Origin of the sequence: Flagellatimonas centrodinii, from assembly GCF_016918765.2 — a bacterium.
In the GTDB taxonomy this organism is placed as follows: domain Bacteria; phylum Pseudomonadota; class Gammaproteobacteria; order Nevskiales; family Nevskiaceae; genus Polycyclovorans; species Polycyclovorans centrodinii.
Window position 1 is genome coordinate 656,590 of record NZ_CP092104.1, and the last position, 14,398, is coordinate 670,987.

Annotated in this window: 10 protein-coding genes; all 10 read right to left on the reverse strand. The window is 65.6% G+C overall.

Translation table 11 applies throughout. The features are described 5' to 3' along the window. Positions 1 to 147: 147 nt before the first annotated feature. Positions 148 to 4,797 (reverse strand): TonB-dependent receptor, encoded by a 4,650-nt coding sequence (locus JN531_RS03105; protein WP_228347396.1) that lies wholly within the window; start codon positions 4,795 to 4,797, stop codon positions 148 to 150. 157 nt (positions 4,798 to 4,954) lie between these two features. Next, on the reverse strand, positions 4,955 to 6,127 hold the full coding sequence (locus JN531_RS17310) for a FecR family protein (protein WP_275591475.1): 1,173 nt from the start codon (positions 6,125 to 6,127) through the stop codon (positions 4,955 to 4,957). Further along, positions 6,128 to 6,691: an RNA polymerase sigma factor gene (locus JN531_RS03115; RefSeq protein ID WP_228347397.1), complete on the reverse strand. Its 564-nt coding sequence runs from the start codon at positions 6,689 to 6,691 to the stop codon at positions 6,128 to 6,130. It abuts the gene before it with no gap. A 112-nt stretch (positions 6,692 to 6,803) separates the two neighbouring features. Further along, positions 6,804 to 7,355, reverse strand: a complete 552-nt coding sequence (locus tag JN531_RS03120) for an NUDIX hydrolase (protein WP_228347398.1) — start codon at positions 7,353 to 7,355, stop codon at positions 6,804 to 6,806. Continuing rightward, a complete protein-coding gene (locus JN531_RS03125; protein WP_228347399.1) occupies positions 7,352 to 8,176 on the reverse strand; it encodes a 23S rRNA (adenine(2030)-N(6))-methyltransferase RlmJ in 825 nt (274 codons plus the stop codon). Before JN531_RS03125 ends, JN531_RS03120 begins: the two co-directional genes overlap by 4 nt. Positions 8,177 to 8,182: 6 nt before the next feature. Further along, positions 8,183 to 9,562 carry a hypothetical protein gene (locus tag JN531_RS03130; protein ID WP_228347400.1) on the reverse strand — a complete coding sequence of 460 codons (1,380 nt, stop codon included), beginning with the start codon at positions 9,560 to 9,562 and terminating at the stop codon, positions 8,183 to 8,185. Then, a complete protein-coding gene (locus JN531_RS03135; protein ID WP_228347401.1) occupies positions 9,546 to 11,108 on the reverse strand; it encodes a Na/Pi cotransporter family protein in 1,563 nt (520 codons plus the stop codon). Before JN531_RS03135 ends, JN531_RS03130 begins: the two co-directional genes overlap by 17 nt. A gap of 97 nt (positions 11,109 to 11,205) precedes the next feature. After that, complete coding sequence (hisD, locus tag JN531_RS03140) at positions 11,206 to 12,507, reverse strand: histidinol dehydrogenase (protein ID WP_228347402.1); 1,302 nt, start codon at positions 12,505 to 12,507, stop codon at positions 11,206 to 11,208. Beyond that, entirely contained in the window at positions 12,504 to 13,133 is a 630-nt protein-coding gene (gene hisG / locus JN531_RS03145; protein WP_228347403.1) for an ATP phosphoribosyltransferase, read from the reverse strand. The genes hisD and hisG overlap by 4 nt, the downstream gene beginning before the upstream one ends. Further along, positions 13,130 to 14,398, reverse strand: coding sequence for a UDP-N-acetylglucosamine 1-carboxyvinyltransferase (gene murA, locus JN531_RS03150; RefSeq protein ID WP_228347404.1), 1,269 nt, complete (start codon positions 14,396 to 14,398; stop codon positions 13,130 to 13,132). Before murA ends, hisG begins: the two co-directional genes overlap by 4 nt.

Genomic DNA, 14,398 nt, shown 5'->3' on the forward strand with positions numbered 1-14,398 from the left:
CCGGCTGGCACCGTCTTAGTCAACGAGATCGCCACGCGGCCAGGCCGCCCGCGACACCTTGAATGCCCTGCTTTTTATCCGCCAACCGTTTCGATGGCCCAAAAAAAAAGCGGCGGGAGAACCCCGCCGCATTTTCTGTCATTCATCTCAACCGCCGAAGTCGAGTGAGATCGTCGTGGTGGGCCCTTTGATCGTGCGATCGTAGGATTCGGGTGTGTCAGCCCCACCATCGATGGCATCGATGTAGCGCTCCCAGCGATAGGCCGTGCCGATGCTGAAACCTCCAACCCGATAGGTCAGTCCCAGGCTGGCCCCCACCACCGGGACGTTTTCCGAACGGGTTCGCGTGCTGCGAGGGATGTCGGTTTCCTCAATCGACGATGGGGACGGCGGCACAACCGTCAATCCAATGAGATCACCGCCCTTCAGCTCGTTGACCCGCGCCTTTTCGCGGCCGGAGACCGTCACCCGCTGGTCACCGTGCAAGATGCCGCCAGTGAGCCCCCAGTCCAGATCGACAACGCCCGAACGCCCGCCATCAAACAAGCGATTCGCGGCTTCCCAATTCACCATCAGCCCGGTCCCCTCGAACTGTCGGCGCACGGCGATATCGGCGTTGTACAGGGTGCGTGTCGCCAGATTTCCCGGCAACCCTTGAATCACCACGATATTCTCCGGAATGTTCCAATCGGGGATCCCGTTCAGCGCAACGTCTGTGTCGGAATCGAGTCTGCCACGCCGCAGGCCGATACCCACAGCGGAGCGTTCCAGACCGCCGAAACGCCATTCTCGCCACAGGGTCAGGTCGGAGAAGCGATAGGCCTCACGGTCCCGTATGGAGATCGCCGCATTGTTGGCAATCGAGAAGTTCGTGAGTGGCAGGAACTGCCCAATCCCGTCGACGCTGTTCGGATCGCTGCAGATCTCCGGGTTTTGCAGCTCGAGAATCCCTCCTGCCAGCGTGCACACAGGGTCAGTGAATTGCTCGGCATAGGCGTCTGCCTTGCCCGTGGTACTTCCGAACCGATACTGCCCCGCAAGCGCCCATGGCCCTTCGCCCATATTCCAGGTCAGGCCGATTGAGCGACCGTCCCCCCAGCTCAAGCTCTCGTTCTGCGGGCCATCGAAGATATCCAGCGCCCCCGAAAAGGCATCGCCGAAGCTGGGGGCCACCGGCGTCGTGGGCGCGTCGATCTTCAACACCTGCCCGCCCAGCGCCAGGGTCAGGGGGAACCGGTGGTCCGCAGGGCGGCGCGCGCCAAACCCACGAATCACGCCACTGCCATTCCAGTTCTTGGTCACCCGCAGGCCGAACAACCGGGGCTCGGTCAGAAAGACATTGGAGGTCAGACCGGTGTCGTCGGAGTTGAGGAACGCGCCTGAAATGGCGGTCTCGTCAGTCACATTCTTGATGTAGGCCATGATGTTCCAGCCGTCGACATCATTGACGAAGATGGCGGCCAGATTCATCGTGAAGTACTCGTCCAGACGGTTGAACTCGTGGTCGTTGAACACCCGCCACCAGGATTCCGACTGCCAGTGCAGATCGGTGTGCAGGTTCATCAGCCAGCGACTCGACAACGGGATGGTGTAATCCGCAGATACCGTGGCCGTGTAGTTGGGCGCATTCGGCAGTTCGTTGCCCCCCAGCTCCTTCGCAAATCCCTCCCCGTTGTTGGGCGCGGTGGCAGGGTCGAAGCCCGGGTAGTTGGTATGTCGGTCCAGTTGACTGCGCGCAATCCCGCCGGGTAGGCCCTGTGCCTCCCTCTCTGCCATGGTCAGATCGCTCAATTGAATGGTGGGATCCGGCACATAGGGCAGCTGCGTCACGGGGTCGTAACCTTGGCCGTAAGCGATTTCACAGCCCCCCACACCACCACCTCCCACACCGCCAAGCGGTACCACTTCCGTCGGATTGTCCGGGTCGTCCAGAAACACCATGGTGGGCAGGATGCAGCTCGAGGCGATGGTCGGGAACGGCCGGACCACCACCCAATCCTCATTGCCGGCAGTCCGGTCCATCAAATCGACGGCAGCTTCACCATCGGCGATGCGGGTCTTCTGATAGCCGGTCTTGAGCCCGAGTAGCAGGTTTTCACGTGCGTACCAATCCAGCTCAATCTCGGCACCCCACACCTCGGTGTCGAAGTTCCGGTTGAAGGCGGAGCGATCCACGATTTCGGAGACCTGATAGTCGGTGTAGTCGTAGTAGAACGCTGCCAGGTTGGCCGTCAGTCGCCCGTCCAACAGCGTGTTCTTGGTGCCGATCTCAAAGGCGTTGACGAACTCGGCATCGAAGGTTTTTGGACGGGTTGCCGAGGCCTGCTGCGCCGCCCGTGCTGATCCCGGATCTGCGTAGTAGGACCGCACGAAGCCGGGAGGATTGGCGCCTCCCGCCTTGTATCCGCGCGAGTAAGACCCATACAACAGCGTCTCGTCAGTGAAGCTTAGATTGGGCTTCCAATCGAGGACCAGTCGACCCGTGGGCTCCCGCCATTCCTGTCGCTCGACATCAGCGACCGGGTAGCCATAAGTCCCGGTCACCAACAGCCACGTTGGAATGCGCGGCGCCGTTTTCCGATCCACGGACCAACGAAGACCTGCCGTCAGCTTGAGGTTGTCGGTGATGTTGTAATACGTCTCGCCAAAGAGGCCATAGGATCGAAGGCCGTAAGGATTTCGACTGAGGAAATAGTTGTGGCCCTGGTCGTTGACGCTATCGATGGAGTTGGGGTCGATATAGGTACAACCTTGCACTGTGTATAGGTCATCCGGATTCCCGGGTGCATACCCATTGAGCAGACAGCCACTGTTGTCGGATTGACCAGCGACGTAGGGACCGTCGGGCAGTGGGTCGGGATTGAACCGATAGGGGTTCCGCGCCGCGATCAGGCTGATGGAGTTGAAAAAGACCTGGTACTGCACCTCGGTATCAAAGCGCAGATAGTTGGCCCCCAAACTGAAGTTGAAGGGGCCATCAAAGGCCGAGGCGAGTCGCAGTTCCTGACTCAGCTGTTCCGATTCCGAGGATGCGATATCAACCCCGACTAGACGGTCGGAGCAGCCCAGCTGGGGATCACAGAAGACACCATTCTCATCAAGAACGCCATTGTCCACGGACAGCGCGTCGGTAGCCCAGGCGCCTGGCGCCGTATTGAAACGGTTGAAGTCCTGCAGCGAATAGGCGCTGTCGAGTCCGTAGGCCGTCTCCGAAGTGAGGGTCAGGCTGTCGGTAAGACCGATGTCGAGTTGCAGATGCCCGATATCGGCACTGGCCCGATAGACCGGGTCAATGGTGGACTCGATGGCGCGCAGATCTTGCGACTGTGTGGTGCTGAGATACGGGTCGTCCAGCGCCGTCGGCAGACCGATGGCGCTCAATGGCACGTAGTAGGGCAACATCAGACCATTCGGGGTCTGGAAGGCGGCGGCATCGTATAGCGACCCGCGTGTGCAGCCCTGGCTCAAGGTGGCCTGCGTTCCTGCAAATAACGCGCCTGATTGCCCCCCTGCGGTATCGGTACTGAAGTAGTCCTGAGGCACTCCTCCGACTTCAGTAACGACATCCTTGGTACACAGCTGCTTACCGGAGCGAAGACGATCATCGTCTTCCTCGAAGTGTTCCCAGGTGATGATGGCATCGATCCGGTCGTTGGGCTGAATGCGCAACGACATGCGGGTGGAGAACAGGTCCCGGCCATCGATGGGGCTGCCGGTGATGTCGTTGGTGGCGTAGCCATCCCGCGTGGTGCCGGCCCCGGCGACCCGGAACGCGACGGTATCTTCGAGCAGCGGAATGTTGAGCATGCCCTCCCATCGACTGCTGTTGTAGTTGCCCATGTCCAGCGACGCCCGCGCTTCGGCATCGAACTTGGGTTTATTGGTGATCAGGTTGACCACCCCGGCGGTCGCGTTGCGGCCGTAAAGAGTGCCCTGTGGTCCGCGCAGCACCTCGACCCGCTCGAGGTCGTAGAACTCCTGTTCGAAGAAGCGGTTGCTGATGAACGTGGTGTTGTTCATCGCCACCGCCACGGCGGGGTCGGTGGTGGCCGAGATGGCCTGGGTGCCGATGCCGCGAATCTGGATGTTGTAGCCGGTGAAGTTGGTCTTGGTGAACGTCATGTTCGGGACCTGGGTGATCAGGTCCGGTCCACCAGCGATCTGCCCTTTGGTCAGGTCTTCCATGGTGAAGGCGCTGATGGCGATGGGGACGTCCTGCAAGCGCTCTTCACGCTTCTGACCGGTGACGATGATTTCTTCAACGCCCCGCCGTCGGGCCATCTCCACCGCGGCGGTTCCGCCCGGGGCTGGAGTGGTATCCACGGTCGGATCAAACAGCTCGCCGTTGGCGTTGGGATCCGCAAGGGCAACCTCAGCGCCCTGCCCGCGGCTACGCTCGAGCAGTTGCCGCTGGTACCGCTCCACCGCGGCCGGCTCACCCACCATCAGCCCACCATCAGGTGTGAACAGGTATTCCAATGCGGTGCCCTGAAGCAATTGCTCGATGGCCTGCTCACGGCTGAGGTTGCCGCTGACCGGGGTGGCCACCTTGCCGACCACGGCGTCGGGCGCGAAGAACAGCTCCTGCCCACTCTGCCGGCCAAATTCCGCCAGGGCGGTGCCGAGGTCCTGCGAGGGGATATCAAAGCTGGTGGTGCGCGCCGAGACGGCTGTCGCCGCTGTGAGATCGGCGGCCGAGTTCCCTTGCGCCCACGCGCCCGGTGCCAGCGCGAGACCTCCCCATGCCAACAGCAGGGCGCCGGCGATCTGTGCCGGGCCAAAACGCGATTCGGACATTTCTGCCTCCTTAGTGTGGGCGGGCCGCTTTATGGATTGCGGCTTTGCTCAGAGATAAGGACGGATGGCGAGGGGAAAGTGTGACCCTACAAGACAGTGCCGAGTGGTGAGTGATGCGTGCTGAGTAACGGCAACAACAACCGCAACGAGCAACGCATTAGCTGCGGCGGCCTAGAACAATCCGATCTTCGCTGATGTCGAGAATGCGGATGGGGAAGTGCAGGGTCAGCATGTTGACGAAGACGTTAGGGTTGCTGGTGCTGAACACGCCGCTGACCCGCAGCTCGCCGAGGCCGGGGTCCTGCAATACCACCTGACGGCGACCGTAGCGATTGAGTTCAGCAAGCGCGCCGGTGAGGGGGTCGTCTTCGAAGATGAGCTGGCCGTTGCGCCAGCTGACCGCACGCGCGGTGTCGGTCTGGCGGACCACGGAGGCGGCGCCAGCGGAGGGGGTGGTGGCGGCGACGAGTTGCTGACCTGCGGTCAGCACGTGAGGGGTGAGGGAGGTGGCGCCGGCGGCGCCACCGGGAATCGGGAATCGGGAGTCCGAAGCGGGTGAGCCGTCAGCAGTGCCAGTGGCACTGCTGAGCCCGCGGCGGACGGGCGGCAGCCCCGAAGGAATCGCGCTTTCGGCGACTTCGACCTTGCCCTCGATGAGGGTGACCTCGAAGCGTTCGGGGGCGAGGTGGATATCGAAGGCGGTGCCGAGGGCGGTGACCTGGTGGTTGCCGGCGGTGACGATGAAGGGATGCGCCGGGTCCTTCGCCACTTCGAACAGGGCCTGCCCTTGTAGCAGCGCGATGTGGCGGGCGGCCTCGTCGTACTGCACCACGGCGCGGCTGTCGGTGTTGAGGGTGACGACGCTGCCGTCATCCAGGGTGATGGCGAGGCGCTCGCCGACGGCGGTGCGGTACAGCGCATCGCCGGCCAGGGCGTAGCGCAGCTTGGCTTGTAGGTAGCGGGCTTCATCCAGCGAACCGCCGGTGAGCACGGCGGCGCCCGTGACCAGGGCGACCACGCCGGCAGCGACGGCGAGCCCGACCTGTCGACGACGGCGACGCTGGCCGCGGGCACGATGGATGATCTCGGCTTCCATCGCCTGCGCGGCGTGGGCGCCACCGGCGAGGCGGGCCATTCGATAGGTGTGGTCGAGCGCGTCGAAGGCAGCGGCATGTTCGGGCCGTTCGGCGCGCCAGCGTTCGAAGGCGGCCTGCAGGCCCGGGCTGGCATTGCCGTCGCGCAGGGCATCGCTCCAGACAGCGGCCTGGGCGTTGAGGCTGCCGCGGCTGCGGGCGAGCCGGTCGATCTCGGTGGCGGTCAACGCGGGCATTCAGTCGGCCAGGTGCTGGTGCAGGTAGGTGAGCGCACGCGCCATGTGCTTGTGGACGACGCGGGTGGAAATGCCCAGCAGCCGCGCCACATCATCGTGCTTGCGTTGCTGCACCGCCCGCAGAAAGAAGATGTCACGCGTGCGTTGCGGCAGCTTCTGCAGGGCGGCGTTCATGCGCGCCAGCATTTCCTCACCGATGACGATGCGCTCGAGGCTGATCTCGGTGGCGACGGCATGGCTGGCTTCGTCGTAGGATTCGTGGGCGTCGTGCTGACGCGCCTTCATGCTGCGGCCCTGGTCGCAGAGCACACTGGAGGCCACCTGGAACACGTACTGCTGTACCCGTTCGATGGGTTTGCCGTTGCCGCGGCGCAGTAGCTGAACGAACACTTCCTGGACCAGGTCATCAACATCCGAGGGGTTACGGGCCCGCTGGGCAAAGAAGCCGCGCAGCGCCGGGCCGTAGCGGCGCATCACGTTCTCCCACTGATGGCTCGCGTCGTCGCCGAAGTCCGCCAGGGCGGTCGGCGGCGGGGCTGACGACGACGACGGTGATTGAGTCATCCTGATCTCCTCCTCGCATACGGGCAGCAGTCGCCTGCAAGGCGCGATACCCGGTGTTGTGAGGCGAGCCTAAGCGCGCTGTCGCCCCCCTGCAACCACGACGGATGAACGACTAAAAACCTGAACCCCTTTCGTGCAAAAGCCAATACAGGGCGGCCCAGACCTTGGGTTCCACCGGCTTTCCGGCCGCCTGCTGCGCCCGCAACCACGGGTGAACCGACGCCAGCGGCACCACATGGACGGTGATGTTTTCGCCGTCGACGCCGCCGCCGGCGTGCACCCGGGTGAGACCGCGGGCGCGAACCAGATGGCTGGTTTCGGAGGTCAGGCCGGGCGACGACGGGCCGTCGAACGCGGGTTCCACGGCGGCACAGTCGAAGCCGGTTTCTTCCAGCAGTTCGCGGCGGGCGGTAGCCAGTGCGCTTTCGCCGGCAACGTCGGCGCTGTCGCCGATGACGCCGGCCGGCAGCTCGATGGTGTGGGCCTGTACGGGAATGCGGTACTGCTCGACCAGCACGATTTCATCGTCATCGGTGACGGCGATCAGAGCAGCGGCGCCGGTGGCGGTTTGCCGTTGTACGTATTCCCAGTGGCCGTGGCGCAGCAGGCGCAGGAACTCGCCCTCGTGCAAGGTTTGCACCGGGGTGTCGGGGAGAGGGCTCATGTCGATGTCAGCATCTGGATCTCGTGGCGGGCACCCGGCCCCTGCGCCAGCAGTATCGACAGCGCCGCCATCTCGGCCGGCGCGCCCTGAAGGAAGGCGTAAGGCGGGTTGATCACCGCAAGACCGCAGCCGCGCATGCGGCCGTCCTGCGGGTGACTGACGAACAGGCGAATATCCACCGCCTCGCGGCCGATGGCACGCGTCAGACGGCGAACAAATGCATCGGCGGCATGGCGCTGCTTGACCGGGTACCAGAGCGCATAGATGCCGTTGGAGAATCGCCCCAGGGCAGTGCTGGCGAAGCGCACCAGCCGCTCGTACTCGTCGCGCGCTTCGAACGGCGGGTCGACCAGCACCAGGCCGCGTTTCTCCGCCGGCGGCAGCAACGCCCAGGCGCCGTAGCCGTCGCGCAGATGCACGGCACGGTTGGGCCCGGACAGATGCCGACGAAGCTCCTCGGCGATGGCTGGCACCTGCTCGCAGAGCATCAGCCGGTCCTGTTCGCGCTGGCAAGCGGCGGCAATGGAAGGTGACCCCGGGTAACACTCGTGCCCGGTGGCGATGACGATCTCGCGGTAACGCTTGAGCCAGGGCGTGGTCAGGCTGGCGGAATCGGCCAGGACCCGACTGATGCCGTGCTCGGCCTCGCCGGTACGTCGAGCCGCCTCGTTGCCGAGGTAATACAGTCCGGCCCCAGCATGGGTGTCGAGGTAGGCCCAGGCATTGTCCTTCTGGTTCAGCGCCTCGAGCAGCCCCACCAGCACGACATGCTTGAAGACATCGGCAAAATTGCCGGCGTGAAACTGATGCTGGTAGTGCATGGATTCTCAGTGCGCCGCAAGGGCATCACACAGGGTTTTCAAAACGGTGAGGCGGGCGTGGTGCTTGTCTTCTGCCGCCACCAGTGTCCAAGGCGCGCCAGGGCGATCAGTCTGCGCGAACATAGTATCGGCGGCGTCGGCGTAGTCCGTCCATTTCTCGCGATTGCGCCAGTCCTCGGCGGTGAGCTTGTGCTGCTTGTGCGGGGTTTCGGCCCGCGACTGAAAGCGGCGTAACTGCTCTTCCGGGCTCAGGTGCAGCCAGCACTTCACCAGCACCGCACCGCGTTCCACCAGCTGCGCTTCGAAGGCATTGATTTCGCCATAGGCGCGCCGCCATTGCGATGGGGAGGCCAGTTGCTCGACCCGCTCGACCAGCACGCGGCCGTACCAGGAGCGGTCGAACACGGTCATCTGGCCGTCGCGCGGGACATGACGCCAGAAGCGCCAGAGATACGGATGCTGTCGTTCCTCATCGGTCGGCGCGGCGATCGGCACCACCTGGAACAGTCGCGCGTCCAGCGCGTCGGTGACCCGTCGAATCACCCCACCCTTGCCGGCGGCATCCCAGCCTTCCAGCACCACGACCACGGCGCGTCGTGCCGCGTGTGCCGCCCACACCTGCCGGGCCAGCTGGCGCTGCAGCGCCGTCAGTTGACGGGCGGCTTCCGCCTTGGGCACCTGCGCCGACAAGTCGACATCGGCCAACCGGGGAGTGTTGCGGCGCACCGTCAGGCGCCGAACCGCGGGTGGTTGCAGCGGCGCCTGATGGAAGCGCTTGATCGCCTTCAGCACCGCGGCAATCGCAGCCTTGGCGGAACGCTCTCGGTGCCTGCCATCGAGCGTCACCCAGTCACCGCTGTCTTCACGCAATTGCGCGAGCCGCCGATCCGCATGGTCGGCCGAGGCCAACAGGGCGATCTCGCTCAAGGTGGGCGCGCGTGCCGCCTCATTCAGGCGGCGGCGCACCCGTCGACGCGCATGGTCGACATCCAGTGACACCCACAGTTTGACCACGCAGACGCCGTCGGCGGTCAACTGCCGCTCGAAGGCCTGCTGGGCGCTGACATCCACCTCGCCGCCGCGCAATGCGGCAAGAATCGGGTCGGCATACCAGCCGTCGAGGAACAGTCCGATCTGCCCCCGCACCGGCAGGTGCTGCCAGAAGCGCCAGAAGGTCGGGCGATCCTGTCCGGGCGCCTGCTCCGGGGTCCAGGCATTGATCCGCAGGCCCCGGGTATCCAGGCAGTGTGTGAGGGCATTCAGTACCTCATGGCGTCCGGCCGCCTCGACGCCGGCCACCACCAGCACCAAGGGAATCGCGGCATCGCGAAGTCCCTGCTGTGCGGTCAGTGCGGCGAGCCGCTGGTGGTCATTCGACTTCGGCATCCGTGCTGCCTCCTGTCGCGGCGCGTGCCAAAGGCACTGTGGTGGACTCGACGTCGATATCGCCCCGCAACTTTGTAAGCGTGACGACCAACTGCTCCAGTGTGCGCTGCGCCGCCAGCGCGCGAAAGGCGTCCGTCACCGAGAGGTGGCGCCCGGCCGTGCGGTCGAGGATGCCTGCCCGCACCGCTGCGGCCGGCACCCGCAGTGCCAACGCCGCCTGCGGGTAGTGCGTCAGCGCATCGGCCAGATCGGCGCGTTGGGGGGCGAGACTGGGGCAGGCCAGCAGTTCCTGCAGCGTCGGCTCTGCGAGCAGGTCCGCCAGTACCTCGGCCTGTTCCAGACGCTGGATCACCCCGGTCCAGGCGCCGAGACGCTGCGGCTCGACCGCCGGCACCCGACCGAGAAACTGGGCGGTAGCCGGCAACACCGAGCAGGCATCCTGTGGAAACACCGGCACTGCTCCGGCCAGCGCGCCCCGAAGATAGGCCACCAGGGCCACCACCGCCTCGTCGACCGTGCGGCTGGCAGCATCCAGCGCCAGCGCCGGAACCGTGGTGAGGGTGTCGTCCAGGTGCCGCGCCAGTGGTGAGCGATGGTCCGGCGCCACCCATTCGGCCAGGCGCGCCAGGCGGGGAATCAACGGGATAAAGATCACCGCACCCAACAGATTGAATGCGGTGTGGAATGCGGCGAGCGACAGGGCGGGGTTGTCGCCGAGATAGGTCTCGGTCAGGCGATCCACCAGTTGGGTAAACAGCGGTAACAACAGGAAGGCGATGGCACCGGTGCCGACGTTGAAGACGATGTGCACGACGGCGGTTCGACGGGCTGGTGGCTGCGCACCGATGGCGGCGATCACCGCGGTCACCGTGGTTCCCACGTTCTGGCCGATGACCAGTGCGGCGGCCTGATCGAGACTGATGGCGCCGCTCGACAAAGCCGTAAGCGTGGTCGCCACCGCCGCGCTGGACGACTGCATCACCACGGTCATGATCAGTCCGACCGCCACCAGCGTCAGCCGCGCCCCCCACCCCGCGACGGCATAGCGACTGATATCGATCCGGCTGGACAGGTCGGCCATGCCCTCCTGCAGCACATCGATGCCGACAAAGATCAGGCCAAAGCCCGCCAGCGCTGTGCCGGCCTGGACAATACGCTGCCGCCCCAGCAGCCGCGCCAGGGCACCGACGCCGATCAATGGCAGGGCGACACTGCCGATGGACAGCTTGAGGCCCAGCAGGGTCACGATCCAACCGGTGCTGGTGGTGCCGATATTGGCACCAATGACGACGCCGATGGCGTTGTTGAAACTCAGCAGCCCGGCCGAAACGAAACCGATGGTGGCCAACGTGGTGGCACTGGAGCTCTGCACCAGTGCGGTCAGGCCGGCGCCGGTGGCAACCGCCGACAGCCGGTTGCCGGTGAAGCGCGACAACCAGCCACGCAAGGCATCGCCGGCCAATGCCTTGAGGCCGTCGGTCATCAGCACCATGCCCAGCAGGAACAGGCCGATGCCGCCAAAGACGGTGGCAACGGTCGTCAGCATGGCGTCGCCTGGCGCGGACTTACACCGATCCGGGTAGCCGGGGCAATACGATCAGCGCGTGAGGCGGGACGTCGCATGGCCGTCGCGCGGGTGCGTCCTAGCCGCGGTCGCGGGCGCTGGCGGCATGGGCGGCGAGCCCTTCGGCATCGGCGATACGTCCGGCCACCGGTGCCAACGCGCGTGCACCGTCCGGGCTGCAGGCGATCAGGCTGGTGCGCTTCTGGAACTCGTAGACACCCAGCGGGCTGGAGAATCGGGCGGCGCGCGAGGTCGGCAGCACGTGGTTGGGACCGGCGCAATAGTCGCCCAGGGCTTCCGGTGTATGACGGCCGATGAAGATGGCGCCGGCGTGGCGGATCTTCGGTAGCAGCGCTTCGGGGTCGTCCAGCGCCAGCTCCAGATGCTCGGGGGCGATGTGGTTGGCGATGGCGGCGGCATCATTGAGGTCGCGGGCGTGAATCAGTGCACCGCGATGCCCCAGCGAGGCGCGCACGATCTCGTGGCGCGGCAGCTCCGCCAGGCGTGCGTTGAGCGCGGCCTCGACCGCATCCAGATGATAGGCATCGGGACTGATCAGAATCGACTGCGCCAGTTCGTCGTGCTCGGCCTGGCTGAACAGGTCCATCGCCATCCACCGCGGGTCGGAGCCCGCCTCACTGATGACGACGATCTCCGACGGCCCGGCGATGGAGTCGATGCCCACCCGGCCGAACACTCGGCGCTTGGCGGCGGCGACATAGGCGTTGCCGGGGCCGACGATCTTGTCGACCGCCGGCACGGTGTCGGTGCCCCAGGCCAGGGCCGCCACCGCCTGCGCGCCGCCAATGGTGATGACGCGATCGATACCGGCCAGGAATGCGGCGCCCAGCACCACCGGGTTGAGCACCCCGTCCGGCGCCGGCACCACCATCACCACCTCGGGCACGCCGGCCACCTTGGCGGGGATGGCATTCATCAGCACCGACGACGGATAGGCGGCCTTGCCGCCGGGGACGTAGAGGCCGACCCGGTCCATCGGCGTGACCCGTTGGCCCAGCTGGTTGCCAAGCCGATCGGTGAACTGGAACGGCGCGATCTTCTGGTGTTCGGCGTACTGGCGGATGCGATCGGCTGCGGTGCTCAGGGCGGCGCGCAGATCATCCGGCAGGCGGTTCCAGGCAGCTTCCAGCTCGGCATGCGGCAACACCAGCTCGGCCGCGTCGGTGACGGCGCGACGATCCAGACGGTTGGTGTAGCGCAGCAGCGCGGCATCGCCCTCGGCGCGCACGGCGGCAATGATGTCGTCGACCACAGTGGTGATGTCGGCGCTGATCTCGGGGGCGCGGTCCAGCAACGCGTCCAGGCGGCTGCTGAAATCGGCCTCACGGCTGTCGAAGCGCTGGATCTTCAGGGCGCTCACGGCGTACCGCCCACCGCGGCGGCAAAACGGTCGAGCCAGCCACGGATCTCCACGTGCTTCATCTTCATCGCCGCCTTGTTCACCACCATGCGGGCGGTAATGGGCGCGATCACCTCGGTTTCCACCAGGCCGTTGGCCTTCAGCGTATTGCCGGTGTCGACGAGATCGACGATCACATCGGCCAGGCCCACCAACGGCGCCAGCTCCATCGAGCCGTAGAGCTTGATGATCTCCACCTGCGCGTCCTGACGGGCAAAGTGGGCACGGGTCAGCGCCGGATACTTGGTCGCCACCCGCAGGCGGCGTTGCGCGGGCGGCGGCGGTGCGTCCTTCTGCTGCGCCACCGACAGGCGACAGCCGGCAATCCCGAGGTCCAGCGGTTCGTAGAGGTCCTGGCCGCCGTGCTCCATCAGCACGTCCTTGCCGGTGATCCCCATATCGGCAGCGCCGTAGGCGACGTAGGTGGGCACATCCGCAGGGCGAATGATGAGCAGCTGCAGGCCGTCGACGGTGGTCGGCACGCGCAGCAGCCGGCCGATGTCACCGGCAGGCTCGACGCCCATGCCCGCCAACAACGGCAGGCTGTCGTCGAGGATGCGGCCCTTGGAGAGCGCGAGGGTGATCATGGGAGCAGTTTCTCCACGCGTTTGATCTGCGCGCCCAGGGCGCGGAACTTCTGTTCGATGCCTTCGTAGCCGCGGTCCATATGGTAGATGCGGTCGATCAGGGTTTCGCCGTCGGCGGCCAGCGCGGCGATCACCAGTGAGGCCGAAGCCCGCAGGTCGGTGGCCATGATCGGTGCCGCCTGCAGGCGTTCCTTGCCGGTGATGATGGCGGTGTTGCCCTCGACCCGGATGTCCGCCCCCAGCCGCAGCAGCTCGTTGGCGTGCATGAACCGATTCTCGAAGATGGTCTCGCGGATGGTGCCGGTGCCTTCAGCGACACAGTTCATCGCCATCATCTGCGCCTGCATGTCGGTCGGGAACCCGGGATGCGCCATGGTGTGGATGTTGACGGCCTTGGGCCGCTGCCCCTGCATGTCGAGCTCGATGAAGTCGGTGCCGGTACGGATGATGGCGCCGGCCTGCTGCAGCTTCACCAGCACGGCATCGAGCAGGCCGGGATCGGTGTCGCGAATCAGCACGCGGCCGCGGGTGGCGGCAGCCGCCGCGAGGTAGGTGCCGGTCTCGATACGGTCCGGCAGCACCCGGTGTTCGGCGGCATGCAGTTTGGCAACACCCTGAACGTGAATGGTGGTGGTGCCCTCACCGCTGAGTTTGGCCCCCATGGCGCGCAGGCAGCGCGCCAGGTCCACCACCTCGGGTTCGCGGGCGGCGTTTTCCAGCACCGTCTCCCCCTCGGCCAGCACCGCCGCCATCATCAGGTTTTCGGTACCGGTGACGGTCACCGTGTCGAACACGATGCGGGCCCCCTTGAGCTTCTTCGCCTTGGCGTGGACAAACCCGCCTTCGAGCTTGATCTCGGCCCCCATGGCCTCCAGCCCCATCAGATGCAGGTTCACCGGCCGCGCGCCGATGGCGCAGCCGCCCGGCAGTGAGACATGGGCTTCGCCGCGCGCGGCCACCAGCGGCCCCAGCACCAGGATGCTGGCGCGCATGGTGCGCACCAGTTCATAGGGCGCCACGCAGGTGGTGATGCCGCGGGCGTCGAGCACCCGGGTGTGGGCATCCGGTCGTGACACGCTCACGCCCATCTGGCCCAGCAGTTTGCCGGTGGTGCCGACGTCCCAGAGGTCCGGCACATTGGTGACGGTGAGCGGCGCATCGGACAGCAGCGCCGCGCAGAGAATCGGCAGGGCGGCGTTCTTGGCGCCACTGGCGGCGATCTCGCCGTTGAGCGGGCCATTACCCTCGATCACGAATTTGTCCAT

Coding starts and splice junctions, on each gene's coding strand:
- JN531_RS03105 (WP_228347396.1), bottom strand. CDS start 4,797: ATGTCCGAATCGCGTTTTGGCCCGGCACAGATCGCCGGCGCCCTGCTG.
- JN531_RS17310 (WP_275591475.1), bottom strand. CDS start 6,127: ATGCCCGCGTTGACCGCCACCGAGATCGACCGGCTCGCCCGCAGCCGC.
- JN531_RS03115 (WP_228347397.1), bottom strand. CDS start 6,691: ATGACTCAATCACCGTCGTCGTCGTCAGCCCCGCCGCCGACCGCCCTG.
- JN531_RS03120 (WP_228347398.1), bottom strand. CDS start 7,355: ATGAGCCCTCTCCCCGACACCCCGGTGCAAACCTTGCACGAGGGCGAG.
- JN531_RS03125 (WP_228347399.1), bottom strand. CDS start 8,176: ATGCACTACCAGCATCAGTTTCACGCCGGCAATTTTGCCGATGTCTTC.
- JN531_RS03130 (WP_228347400.1), bottom strand. CDS start 9,562: ATGCCGAAGTCGAATGACCACCAGCGGCTCGCCGCACTGACCGCACAG.
- JN531_RS03135 (WP_228347401.1), bottom strand. CDS start 11,108: ATGCTGACGACCGTTGCCACCGTCTTTGGCGGCATCGGCCTGTTCCTG.
- hisG (WP_228347403.1), bottom strand. CDS start 13,133: ATGATCACCCTCGCGCTCTCCAAGGGCCGCATCCTCGACGACAGCCTG.
- murA (WP_228347404.1), bottom strand. CDS start 14,398: ATGGACAAATTCGTGATCGAGGGTAATGGCCCGCTCAACGGCGAGATC.